Consider the following 18,529-nt stretch of genomic DNA (forward strand, 5'->3'; position numbering starts at 1 on the left):
TAATGATGCGTTTTGTTTTCACTCTTCTGGTCGGCCTGCTCTTGGCCGGCTGCGCCACGTCCCGGGACGATTCGCTGGCGCCCAAGACCGTCAACCACGTCGATCTCAAGCGTTACCAGGGGACCTGGTACGAGCTGGCGCGGTTGCCGATGTATTTCCAGCGTAACTGTGCGCAATCCGAGGCCCGCTACACCCTGTTGCCGGAGGGCAACGTGGCGGTGCTCAACCGCTGCCTGACCCCGGAGTGGAAGTGGGAGGAGGCTCGTGGTACGGCAACGCCTCAGGTGCCGGGCAAGACCGACAAGCTGTGGGTCGAGTTCGATAACTGGTTCTCGCGGCTGTTGCCGGGGGCGACCAGGGGCGACTACTGGGTGCTGTATGTCAGCGATGACTACAAGACCGCGATTGTCGGCAATCCCAACCGTCGTTACCTGTGGTTGCTGTCGCGGACCAAGGAGGTCAATGAGACGGTGCGTGAAGAGTTGCTGAGCAAGGCGCGTCAGCAGGGCTACGACACCACGCGACTGATCTGGCGGGTGTCGGACTCGGCCATGGCCAAGACCTCGAAATAGACTCATCCCCTGTAGCAGCCGGCTGGCCGGCGAAGGCGTTCGTGAGAATGCTTTCGCCAGCACGTCGGCTCCTACGAACTTGGGGTCAGTTGAGCAGCTCGCGCAGGACTTGGGTGAAGGCCCGGCTACTGTCTTCTTCGGCTGCGTGACGTCCGTTACGCACAACCCACTGACCACCCACCATCACATCCCGGACCTGGCGGTCGCCGCCGGCAAACAACCAACGGTTGAGAATCCCGTCGCCATCCGCGGTGGCCAGGTAAGGGTCGTTGCCATCCAGCACCAGCCAATCGGCGCGCTTGCCCACGGCCAATGTACCTATGGGTTGCCCCAGCGCCTGAGCGCCGCCAGCGAGCGCGGCATCGTACAAAGTGCGGCCAACCATGGGCTGGTCCGCGCGGTACAGACGGTTGCGACGCTGGTCCCGCAGGCGTTGGCCGTACTCCAGCCAGCGCAGTTCTTCCACCACGCTCAAAGACACGTGGCTGTCGGAGCCGATGCCCAGGCGTCCGCCCTGGGCGAGGAAGTCCACCGCCGGGAAGATACCGTCGCCCAGGTTGGCCTCGGTGGTCAGGCACAGGCCGGCAATGGCCCGGCTTTTGGCCATGAGGCTGACTTCTTCCGGATCGGCGTGAGTGGCGTGGACCAGGCACCAGCGTTGATCCACCGCGACGTTCTCATGCAACCATTGCAGCGGGCGGCGTCCGCTCCACGCCAGGCAGTCGTCGACTTCCTTCTGCTGTTCGGCGATGTGGATGTGAACGGGGCATTGGCGGTCGCTGGCGGCCAGGACTTCGCTGATCTGCTGTGGCGTGACCGCGCGCAACGAGTGAAAGCACAGGCCCAGCTGCTGGTTGGCCTGTTGCGCCAGCAGGGGCTGCAAGTGCTGTTGCAGTTGGAGGTAGTTTTCCGTGCTGTTGATAAAGCGGCGTTGGCCGTCATTGGGGGCCTGGCCGCCGAATCCCGAATGGCTGTAGAGCACGGGTAGCAGGGTCAGGCCGATGCCACTGGCCGCGGCCGCCTGGCTGATGCGTTGGGACAGCTCGGCAGGGTCGGCGTAGGGCTGGCCGTCCGTGTCGTGATGCACATAGTGAAATTCCGCCACTGAGGTGTAGCCGGCCTTGAGCATTTCGATGTACAGCTGGCGGGCGATGATCTCCAACTGTTCAGGGCTGATCTTGCCCACCAGGCGGTACATCAGGTCGCGCCAGGTCCAGAAGCTGTCGTTGGGGTTGCCGGCCACTTCCGCCAGCCCGGCCATGGCTCGCTGGAACGCGTGGGAATGCAGGTTGGGCATGCCGGGTAGCAGCGGGCCCTTGAGCTGTTCTGCACCTTCTGCACTGGCGTTGGCCTGGATGTGAGTCAGCAGGCCGTCGGCACTGACTTCAAGACGTACATGGTTGGCCCATCCATCAGGCAGCAGCGCGCGTTCGGCGAAGAAGGCGGACATGGTTCAAGCACCCCATCGTGTGTTATTTGTATATACATATACAGACGTTTGCCTGCTCGGTAAACTCCGGCAAGCTAGTCACCTTTTTTGCTCAACAAGGATTTCCCGTGCCGACTCCGCCTGCCAAATCGCCGCTGGCTGCCCATCTGGGCGATAGTCCGGCGCCCTTGTATGCCCGCGTCAAACAGATGATCACCCAGCAGATCGAGAGCGGAAACTGGCCGCCGCATTACCGGGTTCCCTCGGAAAGCGAGCTGGTCAATCAGCTGGGTTTCAGTCGCATGACCATCAACCGCGCACTGCGTGAGATGACCGCTGAGGGCATGCTGGTGCGCATGCAGGGCGTGGGGACCTTCGTCGCCGAACCCAAGAGCCAATCGGCCTTGTTCGAAGTGCACAACATTGCCGACGAGATCGCCTCCCGCGGTCATCGCCACACCTGCCGGGTCGTCACCCTGGGCGAAGAGGCTGCCGGTTCCGAGCGCGCCCTGGCCCTGGACATGCGCGAAGGGCAGCGAGTCTTCCACTCGCTGATCGTGCATTTCGAGAACGACATCCCGGTGCAGATCGAGGATCGCTTCGTCAACGCCCTGGTGGCGCCGGAGTACCTCAAGCAGGACTTCACCCTGCAAACCCCTTACGCCTATCTGTCCCAGGTCGCCCCCCTGACTGAGGGCGAGCATGTGGTGGAGGCGATTCTCGCCGAGCCCGAAGAGTGCGAGCTGCTGCAGATCGAGCGTGGCGAGCCGTGCCTGTTGATTCGGCGTCGCACCTGGTCCGGGCGCCAGCCGGTGACCGCCGCCCGCTTGATCCACCCCGGTTCCCGTCATCGTCTGGAAGGGCGTTTTCATAAATGATCCAGTCCACTCTGTTACGCGCCGCCGACTACCCGCGCATGCCATGGAAAAACGGCGGCGGCAGCACCGAAGAAATCACCCGTGACGCCGGCACTGGCCTGGAAGGTTTTGGCTGGCGCTTGTCGATTGCCGATATCGGCGAATCCGGCGGCTTTTCCAGCTTTGCCGGTTATCAGCGGATCATCACCGTGCTGCAGGGTGCGGGCATGCAACTGACGGTCGATGGCGAAGAGGTACGGCCCTTGCTGCCCCTGGACCCCTTTGCCTTCAGCGGTGCCAGCCAGGTGAATTGCACCCTGCTGGAGGGCGCGATCCGCGATTTCAACCTGATCTATTGCCCTGAGCGTTACGTCGCCCGCTTGCAGTGGTTCGATGGTCAGCAACGCTTCTTCACCCAGGCGCACACCGTGCTGGTGTTCAGTGTCGCCGAGCAGACCTGGGTGGACACGGGCAGCATCCCGGTGCAGGCATTGGGGTGTTATGACTGCCTGCGCCTGGATGACAATGCCGGGGTTATGGAAATCGCCACCGATGGACGCTGCTGCGTCATCGAACTCACCGCCATCTGATCATTGTGGCTGGACGCAGGCCGGGATACGGCCTGCTACCGGCTTCTACTCGTTCCCTCGCTGCGCCGGAACCCCAGCCCGCACCTGCCGTGCAGAACTGGCGCACATCTCCCTGCAATTGCTGTTTCTCTCGCGCACCAGTTTGTTACCGAACGCCCCAGCACAGCGCAAAACCGGGTTTTGGTAACAGCTTCGCTGCGGCCAAAAATCTCTTCTGGAAAATTCTCGCCCTGTTGAAAGCCTTGTCCAGCAAGGCTTGCGGTTTGCTCTCAAGGTTTTTCAGGTACATCTCAAGCGAGTTGGCCGCTTGATTGCATATGCTTGTATGTACAAGTAAATATGTGTGCGTAAGAGTCGATGGAATCCTCTTCGCACCTTGGACTCATCGCCGAGGAGTTTTTCCGTGACTGACAGCAAACCCACCCAATTCCGCAACGTTGAAATCCGCGCTGCACGTGGCAACAAGCTGACCGCCAAGAGCTGGCTGACCGAAGCGCCGCTGCGCATGCTGATGAACAACCTCGACCCGGAAGTTGCAGAGAATCCCAAGGAACTGGTGGTCTACGGTGGCATTGGCCGCGCCGCGCGCAACTGGGAGTGCTATGACAAGATCGTCGAAGCCCTGACCCAGCTGAATGACGACGAGACCCTGCTGGTGCAGTCCGGCAAACCGGTGGGCGTGTTCAAGACCCACAGCAACGCGCCGCGGGTGCTGATCGCCAACTCCAACCTGGTGCCGCACTGGGCCAGTTGGGAGCACTTCAATGAACTGGACGCCAAGGGCCTGGCCATGTACGGCCAGATGACCGCCGGCAGCTGGATCTACATCGGTAGCCAGGGCATCGTCCAAGGCACTTATGAAACCTTCGTTGAAGCCGGTCGCCAGCATTACGACTCCAACCTCAAGGGCCGCTGGGTCCTGACCGCCGGCCTGGGTGGCATGGGCGGCGCGCAACCGCTGGCCGCAACCCTGGCCGGGGCCTGCTCGCTGAACATCGAGTGCCAGCAGACCAGCATCGACTTCCGCCTCAAGACCCGCTACGTCGACGAGCAGGCCACCGACCTGGACGACGCCCTGGCACGCATCAAGAAATACACCGCCGAAGGCCGCGCGATCTCCATCGCCCTGTGTGGCAACGCCGCAGAAATCCTGCCGGAACTGGTACGCCGTGGTGTGCGTCCGGACATGGTCACCGACCAGACCAGCGCCCACGACCCGCTCAACGGCTACCTGCCCAAGGGCTGGACCTGGGAGCAGTACCGCGACCGCGCCAAGACCGAGCCCGCTGCCGTGATCAAGGCCGCCAAGCAGTCCATGGCCGAGCACGTCAAAGCCATGCTGGCCTTCCAGAAGATGGGCGTCCCGACCTTCGACTACGGCAACAACATCCGCCAGATGGCCCAGGAAGAGGGCGTGGAAAACGCGTTCGACTTCCCGGGTTTCGTGCCCGCCTACATCCGTCCGCTGTTCTGCCGTGGCGTTGGTCCATTCCGCTGGGCGGCGCTGTCCGGCGATCCGCAGGACATCTACAAGACCGACGCCAAGGTCAAGGAACTGATCCCTGACGATGCCCACCTGCACAACTGGCTGGACATGGCCCGCGAGCGCATCAGCTTCCAGGGCCTGCCGGCGCGGATCTGCTGGGTCGGCCTGGGCCAGCGCGCCAAGCTCGGCCTGGCGTTCAACGAAATGGTCCGCAGCGGCGAGCTGTCGGCGCCGATCGTCATCGGTCGCGACCACCTGGATTCCGGCTCCGTGGCCAGCCCGAACCGTGAAACCGAATCCATGCAGGACGGCTCCGACGCCGTGTCCGACTGGCCGCTGCTCAACGCCCTGTTGAACACTGCCAGCGGTGCGACCTGGGTTTCCCTGCACCACGGTGGCGGTGTCGGCATGGGCTTCTCCCAGCATTCGGGGATGGTCATCGTCTGCGACGGTACCGACGAAGCGGCCGAGCGGATTGCCCGGGTGCTGCACAACGATCCGGCCACCGGGGTCATGCGTCATGCCGACGCCGGCTACCAGATCGCCATCGACTGCGCCAAGGAACAGGGCCTGAACCTGCCGATGATCACCGGCAAGTAACCGGAGTATCGGTTCACCCCACTCTCCCTGTAGGAGCCAGCTTGCTGGCGAAGCAAGCACCACGGTGCATCAGCTGCACCACCTCGCGAGCAAGCTCGCTCCTACAGTGGAAATCGTCTGCAGTGCCCATAGAGGTTTGACGTCCATGGCCTTAGCGAATGATCGTGCAAGCAGCAAGCCGTTGATCGAAAGGCGTTCGATCGACTACATCCCGGAAGCGGAAAGACACGGTCGTCTACTGAGCCAGTTCACCCTGTGGCTGGGTGCCAACCTGCAGATCACGGCCATCGTCACCGGCGCTCTGGCGGTGGTGTTGGGCGGCGATGTGTTCTGGTCGTTGATCGGGCTGTTGATCGGGCAACTGCTGGGCGGCGCAGTGATGGCGCTGCATGCGGCGCAAGGACCGAAGCTCGGCCTGCCGCAGATGATTTCCAGCCGGGTGCAGTTCGGGGTCTATGGCGCGGCCATTCCGATGGTGCTGGTGTGCCTGATGTACCTGGGTTTCACCGCAACCGGCACGGTGCTTTCCGGGCAGGCGCTGGGCCAGATGTTCGGCGTCAGTGACAGCATCGGCATCCTGATCTTCGCCAGCGTGATTGTGCTGGTCACGGTGCTTGGCTATCGGGTGATTCACTACATCGGCCGGGTTGCCAGCGTGATCGGCGTGATCGCCTTTTTCTACCTGTTCAGCCGGCTGCTGAGCCAGACCGACGTCAGCGCCTTGCTGGCGATTCGGCACTTCAGCTGGAGCAGCTTCCTCCTGGCGGTGTCGTTGGCCGCATCCTGGCAGATCGCGTTCGGTCCTTATGTCGCCGACTATTCGCGCTACCTGCCGAGCAAGACGTCGCCATTGAAGACCTTCCTCGCCGCGGGTGCCGGTTCGGTGATCGGTGCCCAGGTGGCGATGGTGCTCGGGGTGTTCGCCGCGTCCCTGTCCCAGGGCCAGTTCGCCGGTCGTGAGGTGGCCTACATCGTCGGCCTGGGCGGCACTGGCGCCATAGCGGCGTTGCTCTATTTCAGCATCGCCTTCGGCAAGGTGACCATCTCGACGCTGAACTCCTACGGCAGCTTCATGTGTATCGCCACCATCATCAGCGGCTTTCGCGGCGAGCTGAAAGTGACGCGCTTGCAGCGGTTGATCGCGGTGTTGCTGATTGTCGGTGCCGCGACCCTGATCGCGCTGCTGGGCCAGCACTCGTTCCTCGGCGCATTCAAGTCTTTCATCCTGTTCCTGCTGGCGTTCTTCACGCCCTGGAGCGCGATCAACCTGGTGGATTTCTACTGCATCACCAAAGAGCGCTATGACATCCCGGCGCTGTCCAATCCGGACGGCCGCTACGGGCGCTGGAATGCCATGGGCATCACTATTTATGTGTTCGGCGTGCTGATCCAGATGCCGTTCATTTCCACCCACTTCTATACCGGCCCCCTGGTGGCGAGTCTGGGCGATACCGATATCTCCTGGATCATCGGCCTGGTGGTACCCGCGGCGTTGTACTACGTCTGCGCGAAGAAGTGGCATGGCGCGGTGCCCGAGCACCTGATCCTGCCGGTAGAGCAGGACGCGCCCAACGAACAAAAGCTGAGTCAGGCCCGTCGCGCTGCAGCGGTGTGAGTCTTGACGGGACGTGGACAGGGCTGGATGCCTCTTAACTGCCGTAAGCCAACTCATGATTAGGAGCGTCACACAATGAAAATGCATAAGACCCTGCTGACCACGTTGCTGTCCATGGGCTTGCTGGCCGCTTCCGGCGCCCAGGCGGCCGGCTGGTGCGAGTCGGGCAAACCGGTGAAGTTCGCCGGCCTGAATTGGGAAAGCGGCATGTTGCTGACCGACGTCCTGCAGTTCGTCCTGGAGAAGGGCTACGACTGCAAGACCGATAGCCTGCCGGGCAACTCCATCACCATGGAGAACGCCCTGGGCAGCAATGACATCCAGGTCTTCGCCGAAGAGTGGGTGGGCCGCAGCGAGGTGTGGAACAAGGCCGAGAAGGCCGGCAAGGTGGTGGGCGTCGGCGCGCCGGTGGTGGGCGCCGTCGAAGGCTGGTACGTGCCGCGCTATGTGATCGAGGGCGACGCCAAGCGCAAGCTCGAAGCCAAGGCGCCAAACCTGAAAAACATCGCCGACCTGGGCCAGTACGCCAGCGTGTTCAAAGACCCGGAAGAACCGAGCAAGGGCCGCTTCTACAACTGCCCGGCCGGTTGGACCTGTGAGCTGGACAACAGCGAGATGCTCAAGAGCTATGGCCTGGAAAGCAGCTACACCAACTTCCGCCCGGGCACCGGCCCGGCCCTGGATGCGGCGGTGTTGTCGAGCTACAAGCGTGGCGAACCGATTCTCTTCTACTACTGGTCGCCGACCCCGCTCATGGGCCAGGTGGATCTGGTCAAGCTGGAGGAGAAACCCGGCGTCGACAAGAGCGTGAGCATCAAGGTCGGCCTGTCCAAGACCTTCCATGACGAAGCTCCTGAACTGGTGGCGGTACTGGCCAAGGCCAACCTGCCCATCGACCTGCTCAACCAGAATCTGGCGCGCATGACCCGCGAACGCATCGAGTCGCCGAAACTGGCGAAACTCTTCCTCAAGGAACATCCTGAAGTCTGGCACCCATGGGTCAGCGACGACGCTGCCAGGAAAATCGACGCGGCCTTGTAGGTCGGGCTTTTCCGACGGTTCACAAGAGCCGTCGGAGGCTGGACCACAACCTCCTTTGATCGAGAGTTTCTTATGTTTCCAGAAAGCTTCACCTTTTCCATCGCCGACTGGGTCAACGGCTGGGTCGACTCCCTGGTGACCAATTACGGTGATGTGTTCCGGCACATTTCCGACACCTTGTTGTGGGCCATCGTCAACCTTGAAGGCCTGCTGCGCATGGCGCCCTGGTGGCTGATGCTGGCGATTGTCGGCGGCATTGCCTGGCACTCCACCCGCAAGCTGCTGACCACGGCGGTGATTGTCGGCCTGCTGTTCCTGGTGGGCGCCGTCGGCCTGTGGGACAAGCTGATGCAGACCCTGGCGCTGATGCTGGTGGCGACCGTGATCTCGGTGCTGATCGGCATTCCCCTGGGGATTCTCTCGGCTCGCAGCAACCGCTTGCGTTCGGTATTGATGCCGCTGCTGGACATCATGCAGACCATGCCCAGCTTCGTGTACCTGATCCCGGTGCTGATGCTGTTCGGCCTGGGCAAGGTGCCGGCGATCTTCGCCACGGTGATCTACGCCGCACCGCCGCTGATTCGTCTCACCGACCTGGGCATCCGCCAGGTGGACGGTGAAGTGATGGAGGCGATCAACGCCTTCGGCGCCAACCGCTGGCAACAGCTGTTCGGCGTGCAACTGCCCCTGGCCCTGCCAAGCATCATGGCGGGGATCAACCAGACCACCATGATGGCCCTGTCGATGGTGGTGATCGCCTCGATGATCGGGGCCCGCGGCCTGGGCGAGGATGTGCTGGTGGGCATCCAGACCCTCAACGTCGGGCGCGGCCTGGAAGCGGGGTTGGCGATCGTGATTCTGGCGGTGGTGATCGACCGCATTACCCAGGCCTACGGTCGTCCACGTCATGAGGTGAGCAAATGAGCAGCGCTGCCGTGAGCAAGATCGAAGTCAGGAACGTCTTCAAGGTATTCGGCAACCGCCCCTCTGACGCCCTGGCGATGATCCGCCAGGGCCAGAGCAAGGATCAGGTACTGGCCCAGACCGGCTGCGTGGTGGGGGTCAATGATCTGTCCTTGAGCATCGGCACCGGTGAGATCTTCGTCATCATGGGCCTGTCCGGTTCCGGCAAGTCGACCCTGGTGCGCCACTTCAACCGCCTGATCGACCCCACCAGCGGGGCGATCCTGGTGGATGGCGAAGACATCCTGCAATACGACATGGAAGCCTTGCGCCAATTCCGCCGGCACAAGATCAGCATGGTGTTCCAGAGCTTCGGCCTGCTGCCCCACCGCAATGTTCAGGACAACGTCGCCTACGGCCTCAAGGTGCGTGGCGAGAGCAAGTCGCTGTGCGCCGAGCGGGCCCTGCACTGGATCAACACCGTGGGCCTCAAGGGTTACGAGAAGAAGTACCCGCACCAGCTGTCCGGCGGCATGCGCCAACGGGTCGGCCTGGCCCGGGCCCTGGCCGCGGACACCGACATCATCCTCATGGATGAAGCCTTCAGCGCCCTGGACCCGTTGATCCGCGCCGAGATGCAGGACCAGCTGCTGGAGCTGCAGAAGACCCTGCACAAGACCATTGTCTTCATCACCCACGATCTGGACGAGGCGGTACGCATCGGCAACCGCATCGCGATCCTCAAGGACGGCCGCCTGATCCAGGTGGGTACGCCGAAGGAGATCCTGCATTCGCCGGCGGATGAGTACGTCGATCGTTTCGTCCAGCGCCGCGCCGCCACCGTGTAGGAGCCGGCTTGCCGGCCAAAGGTCCGGCAAAGCGGCAGACAACCCAAGGTTTGCAAGAAGAGGTCCCCGATGTCCCAGGCTGAAAAAATCGTTATCGCCGACGCCCCTCTGGGTTGGCAGGATGTTGTCGCTGTCGCCCGTCATGGCGCGCAGCTGGCGCTTTCGGCCCAGGCCTGGGCGCGTATCGACAATGCCCAGGCCATCGTCCGCCAGGTGGTGGACAGTGGCGAGCGCGCCTATGGCATCAGCACGGGCCTGGGCGCCTTGTGCAACGTGGTGCTGGCCGGTGAGCAACTCAGCCAGCTGTCGCGCAACACCTTGCTCAGCCATGCCTGCGGTGTCGGGCCGGCGCTGGCCGATGAGCAGACCCGGGCGATCCTTTGCGCCGCCATCATCAACTACAGCCACGGCAAATCCGGCATCCACCGGCAAGTGGTCGAGGCGCTGCTGACCCTGCTCAATCGCGGCATCACTCCACAGGTGCCGTCCCAGGGCTCGGTGGGTTACCTGACCCACATGGCCCACATTGGCATCGCCTTGCTTGGCGTCGGTCAGGTCAGCTATCGCGGTCGTATTGTCAGCGCCGAACAGGCCCTGGCCGAAGAAGGGCTGCAGCCGGTGCAACTGGGGGCCAAGGATGGCTTGTGCCTGGTCAACGGCACGCCGTGCATGACGGGCCTGAGTTGCCTGGCCCTGGCCGATGCCAGTCGCCTGTTGCAGTGGGCCGACGTCATCGGCGCCATGAGCTTCGAAGCCCAGCGGGGCCAGATCGACGCCTTCGATGCCCAGATCATTGCCCTCAAGGCGCACCCCGGCATGCAGGTGGTGGGCAGCAATCTGCGGGCCTTGCTCGATGGCAGTGAAGTCATCGCCGCCAGCCGCGGCATCCGCACCCAGGACGCCTTGAGTATCCGTTCCATTCCCCAGGTGCATGGCGCCGCCCGGGATCAACTGGCCCATGCGGTCAAACAAGTGGAAACCGAGCTTAATGGCGCGACCGACAATCCGTTGCTGCTGGGCACCCCGGAGCACTATCGAGTGGTGTCCCAGGCCAACCCCCACGGGCAATCGGTGGCGCTGGCGGCGGACCTGCTGGCCATCGCCATGGCCGAGATCGGCTCCATTGCCGAACGTCGCCTGGACCGCTTGATCAACCCCCATGTCAGTGGCTTGCCGGCGTTCCTGGTCAGCGAGCCCGGGGTCAACTCCGGAATGATGATCGTGCAATACGTGGCCGCCTCGCTGTGCGCACAGAACCGTCAGCTGGCCCAGCCGGCGGTGCTGGACAACTACGTGACTTCGGGCCTGCAGGAAGACCACCTGAGCCTGGGCACCAATGCCGCCCTGAAGCTGCATCAGGTGCTGGAGAACTGCACCCAGATCCTGGCCATCGAGTACCTGCTGGCAGCCCAGGCCTTCGAGTTTCTCAAGGAGCAGCGTTTCGGCACCGGCACCGGTATCGCCTGGTGCCTGCTGCGCGAGCGGGTCCCGGCCTATGACCAGGACCGCTGGCTGGCGCCGGACATTGCCGACGCCGCAGCGCTGCTCAAGGACCCTTTGCTGCTGCACAAACGCTTTTCCAAGGTGCAATGAACCGTTTTTTCCATCACCAGCGTGCCAAGGCGTCACTCGTGCAAAACCGCGAATGACGACGGATAACGGAAGCTTCCGGAGCGACTGGTAGTTATTACAAAACTCTCAAAAGGAGCATGAATGTGACTGCGCTTAACCTGATTCCCGGCCAACTGACCCTGGCCCAACTGCGGGCCATCTATCAGCAGCCGCTGACCCTGACCCTGGATGACAGCGCCTCGGCGCAGATCGACGCCAGCGTCGCTTGTGTCGAACAGATCCTCGCCGAGAACCGCACTGCCTACGGGATCAACACCGGTTTTGGCCTGCTGGCTTCGACCCGCATCGCCAGCGCCGATCTGGAAAACCTGCAGCGCTCCCTGGTGCTGTCCCATGCCGCTGGCGTGGGCGAGCCCATCAGCGACGATCTGGTGCGCCTGATCATGGTGCTCAAGGTCAACAGCCTGAGCCGCGGTTTCTCCGGCATCCGCCGTCAGGTGATCGATGCCCTGATCGCCCTGATCAACGCCGAGGTCTATCCGCATATCCCGCTCAAGGGCTCGGTGGGCGCTTCCGGCGACCTGGCGCCTCTGGCTCATATGTCCCTGGTGCTGCTGGGCGAGGGCAAGGCGCGCTACAAGGGCCAGTGGCTGGAAGCGACCGCGGCCCTGGAAGTCGCCGGTCTCAAGCCGCTGACCCTGGCCGCCAAGGAAGGCCTGGCGCTGCTCAACGGCACCCAGGTGTCCACCGCGTTCGCCTTGCGCGGGCTGTTCGAAGGCGAAGACCTGTTTGCCGGTGCTCTGGTGTGCGGCGGCCTGACGGTGGAAGCGGTGCTGGGTTCGCGCTCGCCGTTCGACCCACGGATTCACGCCGCTCGCGGTCAGCGCGGGCAGATTGACACCGCTGCGGCCTATCGCGCCTTGCTGGGGGACAGCACCGAGGTGTCCGCCTCGCACCAGAACTGCGACAAGGTCCAGGACCCGTACTCCCTGCGTTGCCAGCCGCAAGTGATGGGCGCCTGCTTGACTCAGTTCCGCCAGGCCGCCGAAGTGCTGGTGGTCGAAGCCAACGCGGTGTCCGATAACCCGCTGGTGTTCGCTGCCGAAGGTGATGTGATTTCCGGTGGCAACTTCCACGCCGAACCCGTGGCCATGGCGGCCGACAACATGGCCCTGGCCATCGCCGAGATCGCGTCCCTGAGCGAGCGCCGTATCTCGCTGATGATGGACAAGCACATGTCCCAGCTGCCGCCGTTCCTGGTGGCCAATGGCGGGGTCAACTCCGGCTTCATGATCGCCCAGGTCACCGCTGCGGCCCTGGCCAGTGAAAACAAGGCCCTGGCCCACCCGCACTCGGTGGACAGCATTCCCACTTCCGCCAACCAGGAAGACCACGTTTCCATGGCGCCGGCCGCCGGCAAGCGCTTGTGGGAAATGGCCGAGAACACCCGCGGTGTGCTGGCCGTGGAATGGCTGGCGGCCTGTCAGGGCCTGGACCTGCGCGAAGGCCTGAAAACCTCGCCGACCCTGGAAAAAGCCCGCGCCACCCTGCGCGAGAAGGTGGCGTACTACGAGAAGGACCGTTTCTTTGCTCCGGATATCAACGCGGCCAGCGAGTTGTTGGCTTCGCGCTGCCTGAATGGGCTGCTGCCAGCCCAGTTGTTGCCGAGCCTGTAATGCACGCCGGGCCGCCAGATGACTCCGCGCTCGGCCGAGATTGGTGGCCCCTGTTGGTTCGCTGTACCTGCTAAACGGGCGCGGAGCGCCCGTTTCTGCCGCCCCGCGCTTCTGCGCGGAACGCACTTGTCCGATAACAATAAAAGGGACGATGACATGCAATCGCAAGAAACAGGATTACGTCGGGGGCTGACAGCCCGCCATATACGCTTCATGGCCTTGGGATCGGCCATTGGCACCGGATTGTTCTACGGCTCGGCTTCCGCCATCCAGATGGCCGGCCCGGCGGTGCTGCTGGCCTACCTGATTGGTGGTGCAGCGGTGTTCATGGTGATGCGTGCCCTGGGGGAGATGGCCGTGCACAACCCGGTGTCCGGCTCCTTCGGGCAGTACGCCAGCCAGTACCTGGGGCCCTTGCCGGGCTTTATCCTGGGCTGGACCTACGCGTTCGAGATGCTCATCGTCTGCCTGGCAGACGTCACCGCCTTTGGCATCTATATGGGCTTCTGGTTTCCCGAGGTGGCACGCTGGATCTGGGTGCTGGGCATCGTCCTGCTCATCGGCGGGTTGAACCTGTGCAGCGTCAAGGTTTTCGGCGAGATGGAGTTCTGGCTGTCGCTGCTCAAGGTCGGGGCGATCATCGCCATGATCCTCGGTGGTTTCGGCATCATGCTGTTCGGCATTGGCAGCGCGCTCACCGAGCAGGCCACCGGCGCCAGCAACCTCTGGGCCCATGGCGGCTTCATGCCCAATGGCATCAGCGGGGTGATCGCCTCCTTTGCGGTGGTGATGTTCGCCTTTGGCGGCATCGAGATCATCGGTGTCACCGCCGGTGAGGCCAAGGACCCGCAGCGGGTCATCCCCAAGGCGATCAACGCGGTGCCGCTGCGCATCCTGCTGTTCTATGTGCTGACCCTGTTCGTGCTGATGTCGATTTTCCCCTGGCCGCAGATCGGCACTCAGGGCAGCCCCTTCGTGCAGATCTTCGACAGCCTGGGCATCAGCTCGGCGGCCACCATCCTTAATATCGTGGTGATTTCGGCGGCGGTGTCGGCGATCAACAGCGATATCTTTGGTGCCGGGCGCATGATGTACGGCCTGGCCCAGCAAGGGCAGGCGCCCAAGGGCTTTGCCCAGATTTCCAAGGCCGGCGTGCCGTGGATGACCGTGGTGGTGATGGCCGTGACGCTGTTGGGTGGCGTGGTGCTGAACTACCTGATCCCGGAAAACATCTTCCTGCTGATCGCTTCCCTGGCCACCTTCGCCACGGTCTGGGTGTGGCTGATGATTCTGTTGACCCATGTGGCGATGCGCCGCTCCATGACCGCCGAGCAAGTGGCCCGGTTGCAGTTCAAGGTGCCGTTCTGGCCTTGGGCGCCGGCAGCGGCGATTGCCTTCATGCTGTTCATCTTCGGCGTGCTGGGCTATTTCCCGAAAACTCAAGCGGCGCTGATGGTGGGCGTGGTGTGGATCATTCTGCTGGTGGTGGCCTATATGCTGTGGGTCAAGCCGGCGGCGGGACAGGCTCAGCAGATCCGCGTCGATTCTTCTTTACCTACTGATCATTAACGGAGGCCTTGGATGAGAACTCTTTGGCAACACTGCAACGTCGCCAGCATGGCCCAGGGCACTTACTCGATCATCGAGGACGCGGCCATCGTGACGTCAGGGGCGCACATCGAGTGGATTGGCCGGCGCCAGCAGGCGCCGGTCGCCGATGACCACCAGGTCCAGGACCTGGGCGGCGCCTGGGTGACTCCGGGCCTGATCGATTGCCACACCCATACGGTGTTCGGCGGCAACCGCAGCGGCGAGTTCGAGCAGCGCCTGCAGGGCGTGAGCTACGCTGAGATCGCCGCGGCCGGTGGTGGTATCGCCAGCACCGTGAGGGCGACCCGCGCGGCCACTGAAGAGGAGCTGTTCGTCAGCGCTCGCAAGCGTCTGCTGAGCCTGTTGCGCGACGGTGTCACCAGCGTCGAAATCAAGTCCGGCTACGGCCTGGACCTGGCCAGCGAGCGCAAGATGCTGCGGGTGATCCGCCGTCTTGGCGAGGAGTTGCCGGTCAGTGTGCGCAGCACCTGCCTGGCGGCTCACGCTCTGCCGCCGGAATATGCCCAGCGCAGCGACGACTACATCGAGCACATCTGCAGCGAGATGCTCCCGGCCCTGGCGGCCGAGGGGCTGGTGGATGCGGTGGATGCCTTCTGTGAGTACCTGGCGTTCTCCCCGGCGCAGGTGGAGCGGGTATTCATTGCCGCGCAGAAGCTCGGCCTGCCGGTGAAACTGCATGCCGAACAATTGTCGTCCTTGCATGGCTCGAGCCTGGCGGCGCGCTACCGGGCGCTGTCCGCCGATCACCTGGAGTTCATGACCGAGGACGATGCCATAGCCATGGCGGCTTCGGGAACCGTGGCAGTGCTGTTGCCGGGGGCTTTCTATTTCCTCCGGGAAACCCAGTTGCCGCCGATGGAAGCCCTGCGCAAGCACGGGGTGAAGATTGCCGTGGCCAGCGACCTCAATCCCGGGACTTCGCCGGCGTTGTCGCTGCGCCTGATGCTGAACATGGCTTGCACCTGTTTGCGGTTGACGCCGGAAGAGGCGTTGGCCGGGGTCACCCTGCACGCGGCCCAGGCCCTGGGCATGGAGCAGACCCATGGTTCACTGGAGGTGGGTAAGGTGGCGGACTTTGTCGCCTGGCAGATCGATCGTCCCGCCGACCTGGCTTACTGGCTGGGCGGCGACCTGGAAAAACGCGTCGTGCGACACGGCGTTGAAGTGACTGTTTAGGAGACAGGTTGTGGATAAGGTTCTGACATTCAAACAAGGCCGGGTGCCCCTGCTGATCAGCATGCCCCACGCCGGTACGCGCTTGACCCCGGCAGTGATGGCCGGGCTGGTTCCACAGGCGCAAAGCCTGCCGGACACCGACTGGCATATTCCGCGGCTGTATCAGTTCGCCGAGGAGCTGGGAGCCAGCACCCTGGCGGCCGAATACTCGCGTTTCGTCATCGACCTGAATCGGCCGTCCGATGACAAGCCGCTGTACGTCGGTGCTACCACCGGGCTGTACCCGGCGACGCTGTTCGATGGCGAGCCGTTGTTCGTTGAAGGGCAGGCGCCGTCCAAAGAAGAGCGGCAACAGTACCTGGAGCAAGTCTGGGGGCCCTATCACCGCACCCTGCAGGGGGAGCTGGCACGGCTCAAGGCCGAGTTCGGCTATGCCTTGCTGTTCGATGCCCACTCCATCCGTTCGCTGATCCCTCATCTGTTCGAGGGCAAGCTGCCGGACTTCAACCTCGGCACCTTCAACGGCGCCAGCTGCGATCCGCAACTGGCCGGCCGTCTGGAGAGCATCTGCGCCGCCCACGGCGATTACACCCATGTGCTCAATGGTCGTTTCAAGGGCGGTCATATCACCCGGCATTACGGCAACCCGGCCGAGCACATTCATGCGGTGCAACTGGAACTGGCGCAGAGCGCCTATATGGAGGAGTTCGAGCCATTCCGCTATCGCGAGGACCTGGCGGCACCGACCCAGGTGGTGCTCAAGGCATTGCTGCAGGGACTGCTGGCCTGGGGGCAGGAGCGTTACCGCTGACATTGCTTGCGCCTGCAAGCTGGCTCCTATTGCGGATGCACGCCTTTATGTAGGGGCGAGCTTGCTCGCCAAGCGCCCTGCGCAACTCGTTGCAATCCCTTGAACAACCCTGTTTTCTTCAAGGACATGCTGATTGCGTAATTCGGGTTTATGATGCCGAACGGCAGCATAAATGAAGTCCCCAGCAGGGATGAACCCGACCTCCACGGAGCGCGTAATGCAGACTTTGTACCCGCAGATCAAACCCTATGCCCGGCACGATCTGGCCGTCGACAAGCCCCATGTGCTGTATGTCGACGAAAGTGGTTCACCGGAAGGTTTGCCGGTGGTGTTCATTCACGGTGGCCCGGGGGCGGGCTGTGATGGGGCGAGTCGCTGCTATTTCGACCCGAACCTGTACCGCATCGTCACCTTCGACCAGCGCGGTTGCGGGCGTTCCACCCCCCACGCGAGCCTGGAGAACAACACCACCTGGGACCTGGTGGCGGACCTGGAGCGGATTCGCCAGCACCTGGGCATCGACAAATGGGTGTTGTTCGGTGGCTCCTGGGGATCGACCCTGGCCCTGGCCTATGCCCAGGCCCACCCGGATCGGGTGCTGGGCCTGATCGTGCGGGGCGTCTTCCTGGCCCGTCCCCAGGAAATCCAGTGGTACTACCAGTGCGGCGCCAGCCGCCTGTTTCCGGATTACTGGCAGGACTACGTGGCACCGATTCCCCTGGAGGAACGTCATGACCTGGTTAGCGCCTTCCACAAGCGCCTGACCGGCAATGACCAGATCGCCCAGATGCATGCCGCCAAGGCCTGGTCGGGTTGGGAAGGGCGCACCGCGACCCTGCGTCCGAACCCGCTGGTGGTGGACCGCTTCTCCGAGCCGCAGCGGGCGCTGTCGATTGCCCGGATCGAATGCCATTACTTCATCAACAACGCGTTCCTCGAACCGGACCAGTTGATCCGCGACATGGGCAAGATTGCCCATCTGCCCGGGGTCATCATCCACGGTCGCTACGACGTGATCTGCCCCCTGGACAACGCCTGGGAGCTGCATCAGGCCTGGCCCAACAGCGAGCTGCAGGTGATACGCGACGCCGGTCACGCCGCCTCGGAACCCGGCATCACCGACGCTCTGGTACGCGCCACTGATCAGATGGCGCGCCGCCTGCTTGACCTGCCGCCTGAAGAAGCATGAAGGGCCTGTTGCAGCGCGTGCGCGGCGCGCGGGTGGAAGTGGCCGGGGAAATAGTCGGTGCGGTGGACCAGGGCTTGCTGGTGCTGGTGGCGGTAGAGCCCGAGGACACTCGGGCCAGCGCCGACAAACTCCTGCACAAGCTGCTTAACTATCGGGTGTTCAGCGATGCTGAGGGCAAGATGAACCTGTCCCTGGCGGATGTGCAGGGCGGGCTGCTGCTGGTGTCGCAGTTCACCTTGGCGGCAGACACCAAGAGCGGGTTGCGCCCAAGCTTTTCCACGGCTGCACCACCGGCCCTTGGCGAAGAGCTTTTTGATTACCTGATAGCGAAGGCGCAACAGTTGCATGGCAAAGTGGCATCAGGGCGTTTTGGCGCGGACATGCAGGTGCATCTGGTCAACGATGGCCCGGTAACCTTCCTGTTACAGACCTGAAAACGCCTGAAACAGCTTTTTCCGCCGATTTGAGCCGGAAACTGCTGTTTTTCACGATAAATACTTTGTTACCCCTGATGCGTTGTAACGCGGGCTACTAGATAATCGCGCGCTACGGG

Annotated in this window: 16 protein-coding genes; 15 read left to right on the forward strand and 1 reads right to left on the reverse strand. The window is 63.1% G+C overall.

The window, feature by feature from the left end; translation table 11 throughout:
- The first annotated feature begins 2 nt into the window (after positions 1 to 2).
- Positions 3 to 572, forward strand: a complete 570-nt coding sequence (locus ACMGF8_RS06985) for a lipocalin family protein (protein WP_416759110.1) — start codon at positions 3 to 5, stop codon at positions 570 to 572.
- 85 nt (positions 573 to 657) lie between these two features.
- Here the strand turns inward: ACMGF8_RS06985 and ACMGF8_RS06990 are convergent, their stop codons facing one another.
- On the reverse strand, positions 658 to 2,022 hold the full coding sequence (locus tag ACMGF8_RS06990) for a formimidoylglutamate deiminase (RefSeq protein WP_115581429.1): 1,365 nt from the start codon (positions 2,020 to 2,022) through the stop codon (positions 658 to 660).
- 107 nt (positions 2,023 to 2,129) lie between these two features.
- On the opposite strand from ACMGF8_RS06990, the gene hutC reads away from it, so the two are divergent.
- From hutC to dtd, 14 genes are all read left to right on the forward strand, one after another.
- Positions 2,130 to 2,879: a histidine utilization repressor gene (hutC, locus tag ACMGF8_RS06995; RefSeq protein ID WP_102862760.1), complete on the forward strand. Its 750-nt coding sequence runs from the start codon at positions 2,130 to 2,132 to the stop codon at positions 2,877 to 2,879.
- Positions 2,876 to 3,448 carry a HutD family protein gene (locus ACMGF8_RS07000; protein ID WP_305949280.1) on the forward strand — a complete coding sequence of 191 codons (573 nt, stop codon included), beginning with the start codon at positions 2,876 to 2,878 and terminating at the stop codon, positions 3,446 to 3,448. The genes hutC and ACMGF8_RS07000 overlap by 4 nt, the downstream gene beginning before the upstream one ends.
- A gap of 403 nt (positions 3,449 to 3,851) precedes the next feature.
- Positions 3,852 to 5,534, forward strand: coding sequence for a urocanate hydratase (hutU, locus tag ACMGF8_RS07005; RefSeq protein WP_102862762.1), 1,683 nt, complete (start codon positions 3,852 to 3,854; stop codon positions 5,532 to 5,534).
- A gap of 145 nt (positions 5,535 to 5,679) precedes the next feature.
- The gene (locus tag ACMGF8_RS07010; RefSeq protein ID WP_416759113.1) at positions 5,680 to 7,149 is read left to right on the forward strand and encodes a purine-cytosine permease family protein; all 1,470 of its coding nucleotides are present in this window, start codon (positions 5,680 to 5,682) and stop codon (positions 7,147 to 7,149) included.
- A 75-nt stretch (positions 7,150 to 7,224) separates the two neighbouring features.
- A complete protein-coding gene (locus tag ACMGF8_RS07015) occupies positions 7,225 to 8,190 on the forward strand; it encodes an ABC transporter substrate-binding protein (protein ID WP_102882106.1) in 966 nt (321 codons plus the stop codon).
- Positions 8,191 to 8,262: 72 nt separating this feature from the next.
- Positions 8,263 to 9,114, forward strand: coding sequence for an ABC transporter permease (locus tag ACMGF8_RS07020; RefSeq protein WP_102862765.1), 852 nt, complete (start codon positions 8,263 to 8,265; stop codon positions 9,112 to 9,114).
- Positions 9,111 to 9,941, forward strand: a complete 831-nt coding sequence (locus ACMGF8_RS07025; protein ID WP_102862766.1) for a quaternary amine ABC transporter ATP-binding protein — start codon at positions 9,111 to 9,113, stop codon at positions 9,939 to 9,941. The genes ACMGF8_RS07020 and ACMGF8_RS07025 overlap by 4 nt, the downstream gene beginning before the upstream one ends.
- 69 nt (positions 9,942 to 10,010) lie before the next feature.
- Entirely contained in the window at positions 10,011 to 11,534 is a 1,524-nt protein-coding gene (locus ACMGF8_RS07030) for an HAL/PAL/TAL family ammonia-lyase (RefSeq protein WP_207166948.1), read from the forward strand.
- A gap of 116 nt (positions 11,535 to 11,650) precedes the next feature.
- Complete coding sequence (hutH, locus tag ACMGF8_RS07035) at positions 11,651 to 13,189, forward strand: histidine ammonia-lyase (protein WP_102862768.1); 1,539 nt, start codon at positions 11,651 to 11,653, stop codon at positions 13,187 to 13,189.
- Between the two features lie 156 nt (positions 13,190 to 13,345).
- On the forward strand, positions 13,346 to 14,758 hold the full coding sequence (locus ACMGF8_RS07040; protein ID WP_102862769.1) for an amino acid permease: 1,413 nt from the start codon (positions 13,346 to 13,348) through the stop codon (positions 14,756 to 14,758).
- Between the two features lie 12 nt (positions 14,759 to 14,770).
- Entirely contained in the window at positions 14,771 to 15,976 is a 1,206-nt protein-coding gene (hutI, locus tag ACMGF8_RS07045; RefSeq protein WP_207166949.1) for an imidazolonepropionase, read from the forward strand.
- A 10-nt stretch (positions 15,977 to 15,986) separates the two neighbouring features.
- Positions 15,987 to 16,787: an N-formylglutamate deformylase gene (gene hutG, locus ACMGF8_RS07050; RefSeq protein WP_102862771.1), complete on the forward strand. Its 801-nt coding sequence runs from the start codon at positions 15,987 to 15,989 to the stop codon at positions 16,785 to 16,787.
- 217 nt (positions 16,788 to 17,004) lie between these two features.
- A complete protein-coding gene (gene pip / locus ACMGF8_RS07055) occupies positions 17,005 to 17,976 on the forward strand; it encodes a prolyl aminopeptidase (protein ID WP_102862772.1) in 972 nt (323 codons plus the stop codon).
- Entirely contained in the window at positions 17,973 to 18,410 is a 438-nt protein-coding gene (dtd, locus tag ACMGF8_RS07060) for a D-aminoacyl-tRNA deacylase (RefSeq protein ID WP_102862773.1), read from the forward strand. The genes pip and dtd overlap by 4 nt, the downstream gene beginning before the upstream one ends.
- Positions 18,411 to 18,529: the final 119 nt, after the last annotated feature.

It is taken from the genome of Pseudomonas sp. BNK-7 (genome assembly GCF_048072025.1).
In the GTDB taxonomy this organism is placed as follows: Bacteria; Pseudomonadota; Gammaproteobacteria; order Pseudomonadales; family Pseudomonadaceae; genus Aquipseudomonas; species Aquipseudomonas danubii.

Bases quoted from the DNA above. Each gene is read 5' to 3' on its own strand.
- ACMGF8_RS06985 (WP_416759110.1), top strand. From the start codon at position 3: ATGATGCGTTTTGTTTTCACTCTTCTGGTCGGCCTGCTCTTGGCCGGC.
- ACMGF8_RS06990 (WP_115581429.1), bottom strand. From the start codon at position 2,022: ATGTCCGCCTTCTTCGCCGAACGCGCGCTGCTGCCTGATGGATGGGCC.
- ACMGF8_RS07000 (WP_305949280.1), top strand. From the start codon at position 2,876: ATGATCCAGTCCACTCTGTTACGCGCCGCCGACTACCCGCGCATGCCA.
- ACMGF8_RS07010 (WP_416759113.1), top strand. From the start codon at position 5,680: ATGGCCTTAGCGAATGATCGTGCAAGCAGCAAGCCGTTGATCGAAAGG.
- ACMGF8_RS07015 (WP_102882106.1), top strand. From the start codon at position 7,225: ATGAAAATGCATAAGACCCTGCTGACCACGTTGCTGTCCATGGGCTTG.
- ACMGF8_RS07020 (WP_102862765.1), top strand. From the start codon at position 8,263: ATGTTTCCAGAAAGCTTCACCTTTTCCATCGCCGACTGGGTCAACGGC.
- ACMGF8_RS07025 (WP_102862766.1), top strand. From the start codon at position 9,111: ATGAGCAGCGCTGCCGTGAGCAAGATCGAAGTCAGGAACGTCTTCAAG.
- ACMGF8_RS07030 (WP_207166948.1), top strand. From the start codon at position 10,011: ATGTCCCAGGCTGAAAAAATCGTTATCGCCGACGCCCCTCTGGGTTGG.
- hutH (WP_102862768.1), top strand. From the start codon at position 11,651: ATGAATGTGACTGCGCTTAACCTGATTCCCGGCCAACTGACCCTGGCC.
- ACMGF8_RS07040 (WP_102862769.1), top strand. From the start codon at position 13,346: ATGCAATCGCAAGAAACAGGATTACGTCGGGGGCTGACAGCCCGCCAT.
- hutI (WP_207166949.1), top strand. From the start codon at position 14,771: ATGAGAACTCTTTGGCAACACTGCAACGTCGCCAGCATGGCCCAGGGC.
- pip (WP_102862772.1), top strand. From the start codon at position 17,005: ATGCAGACTTTGTACCCGCAGATCAAACCCTATGCCCGGCACGATCTG.
- dtd (WP_102862773.1), top strand. From the start codon at position 17,973: ATGAAGGGCCTGTTGCAGCGCGTGCGCGGCGCGCGGGTGGAAGTGGCC.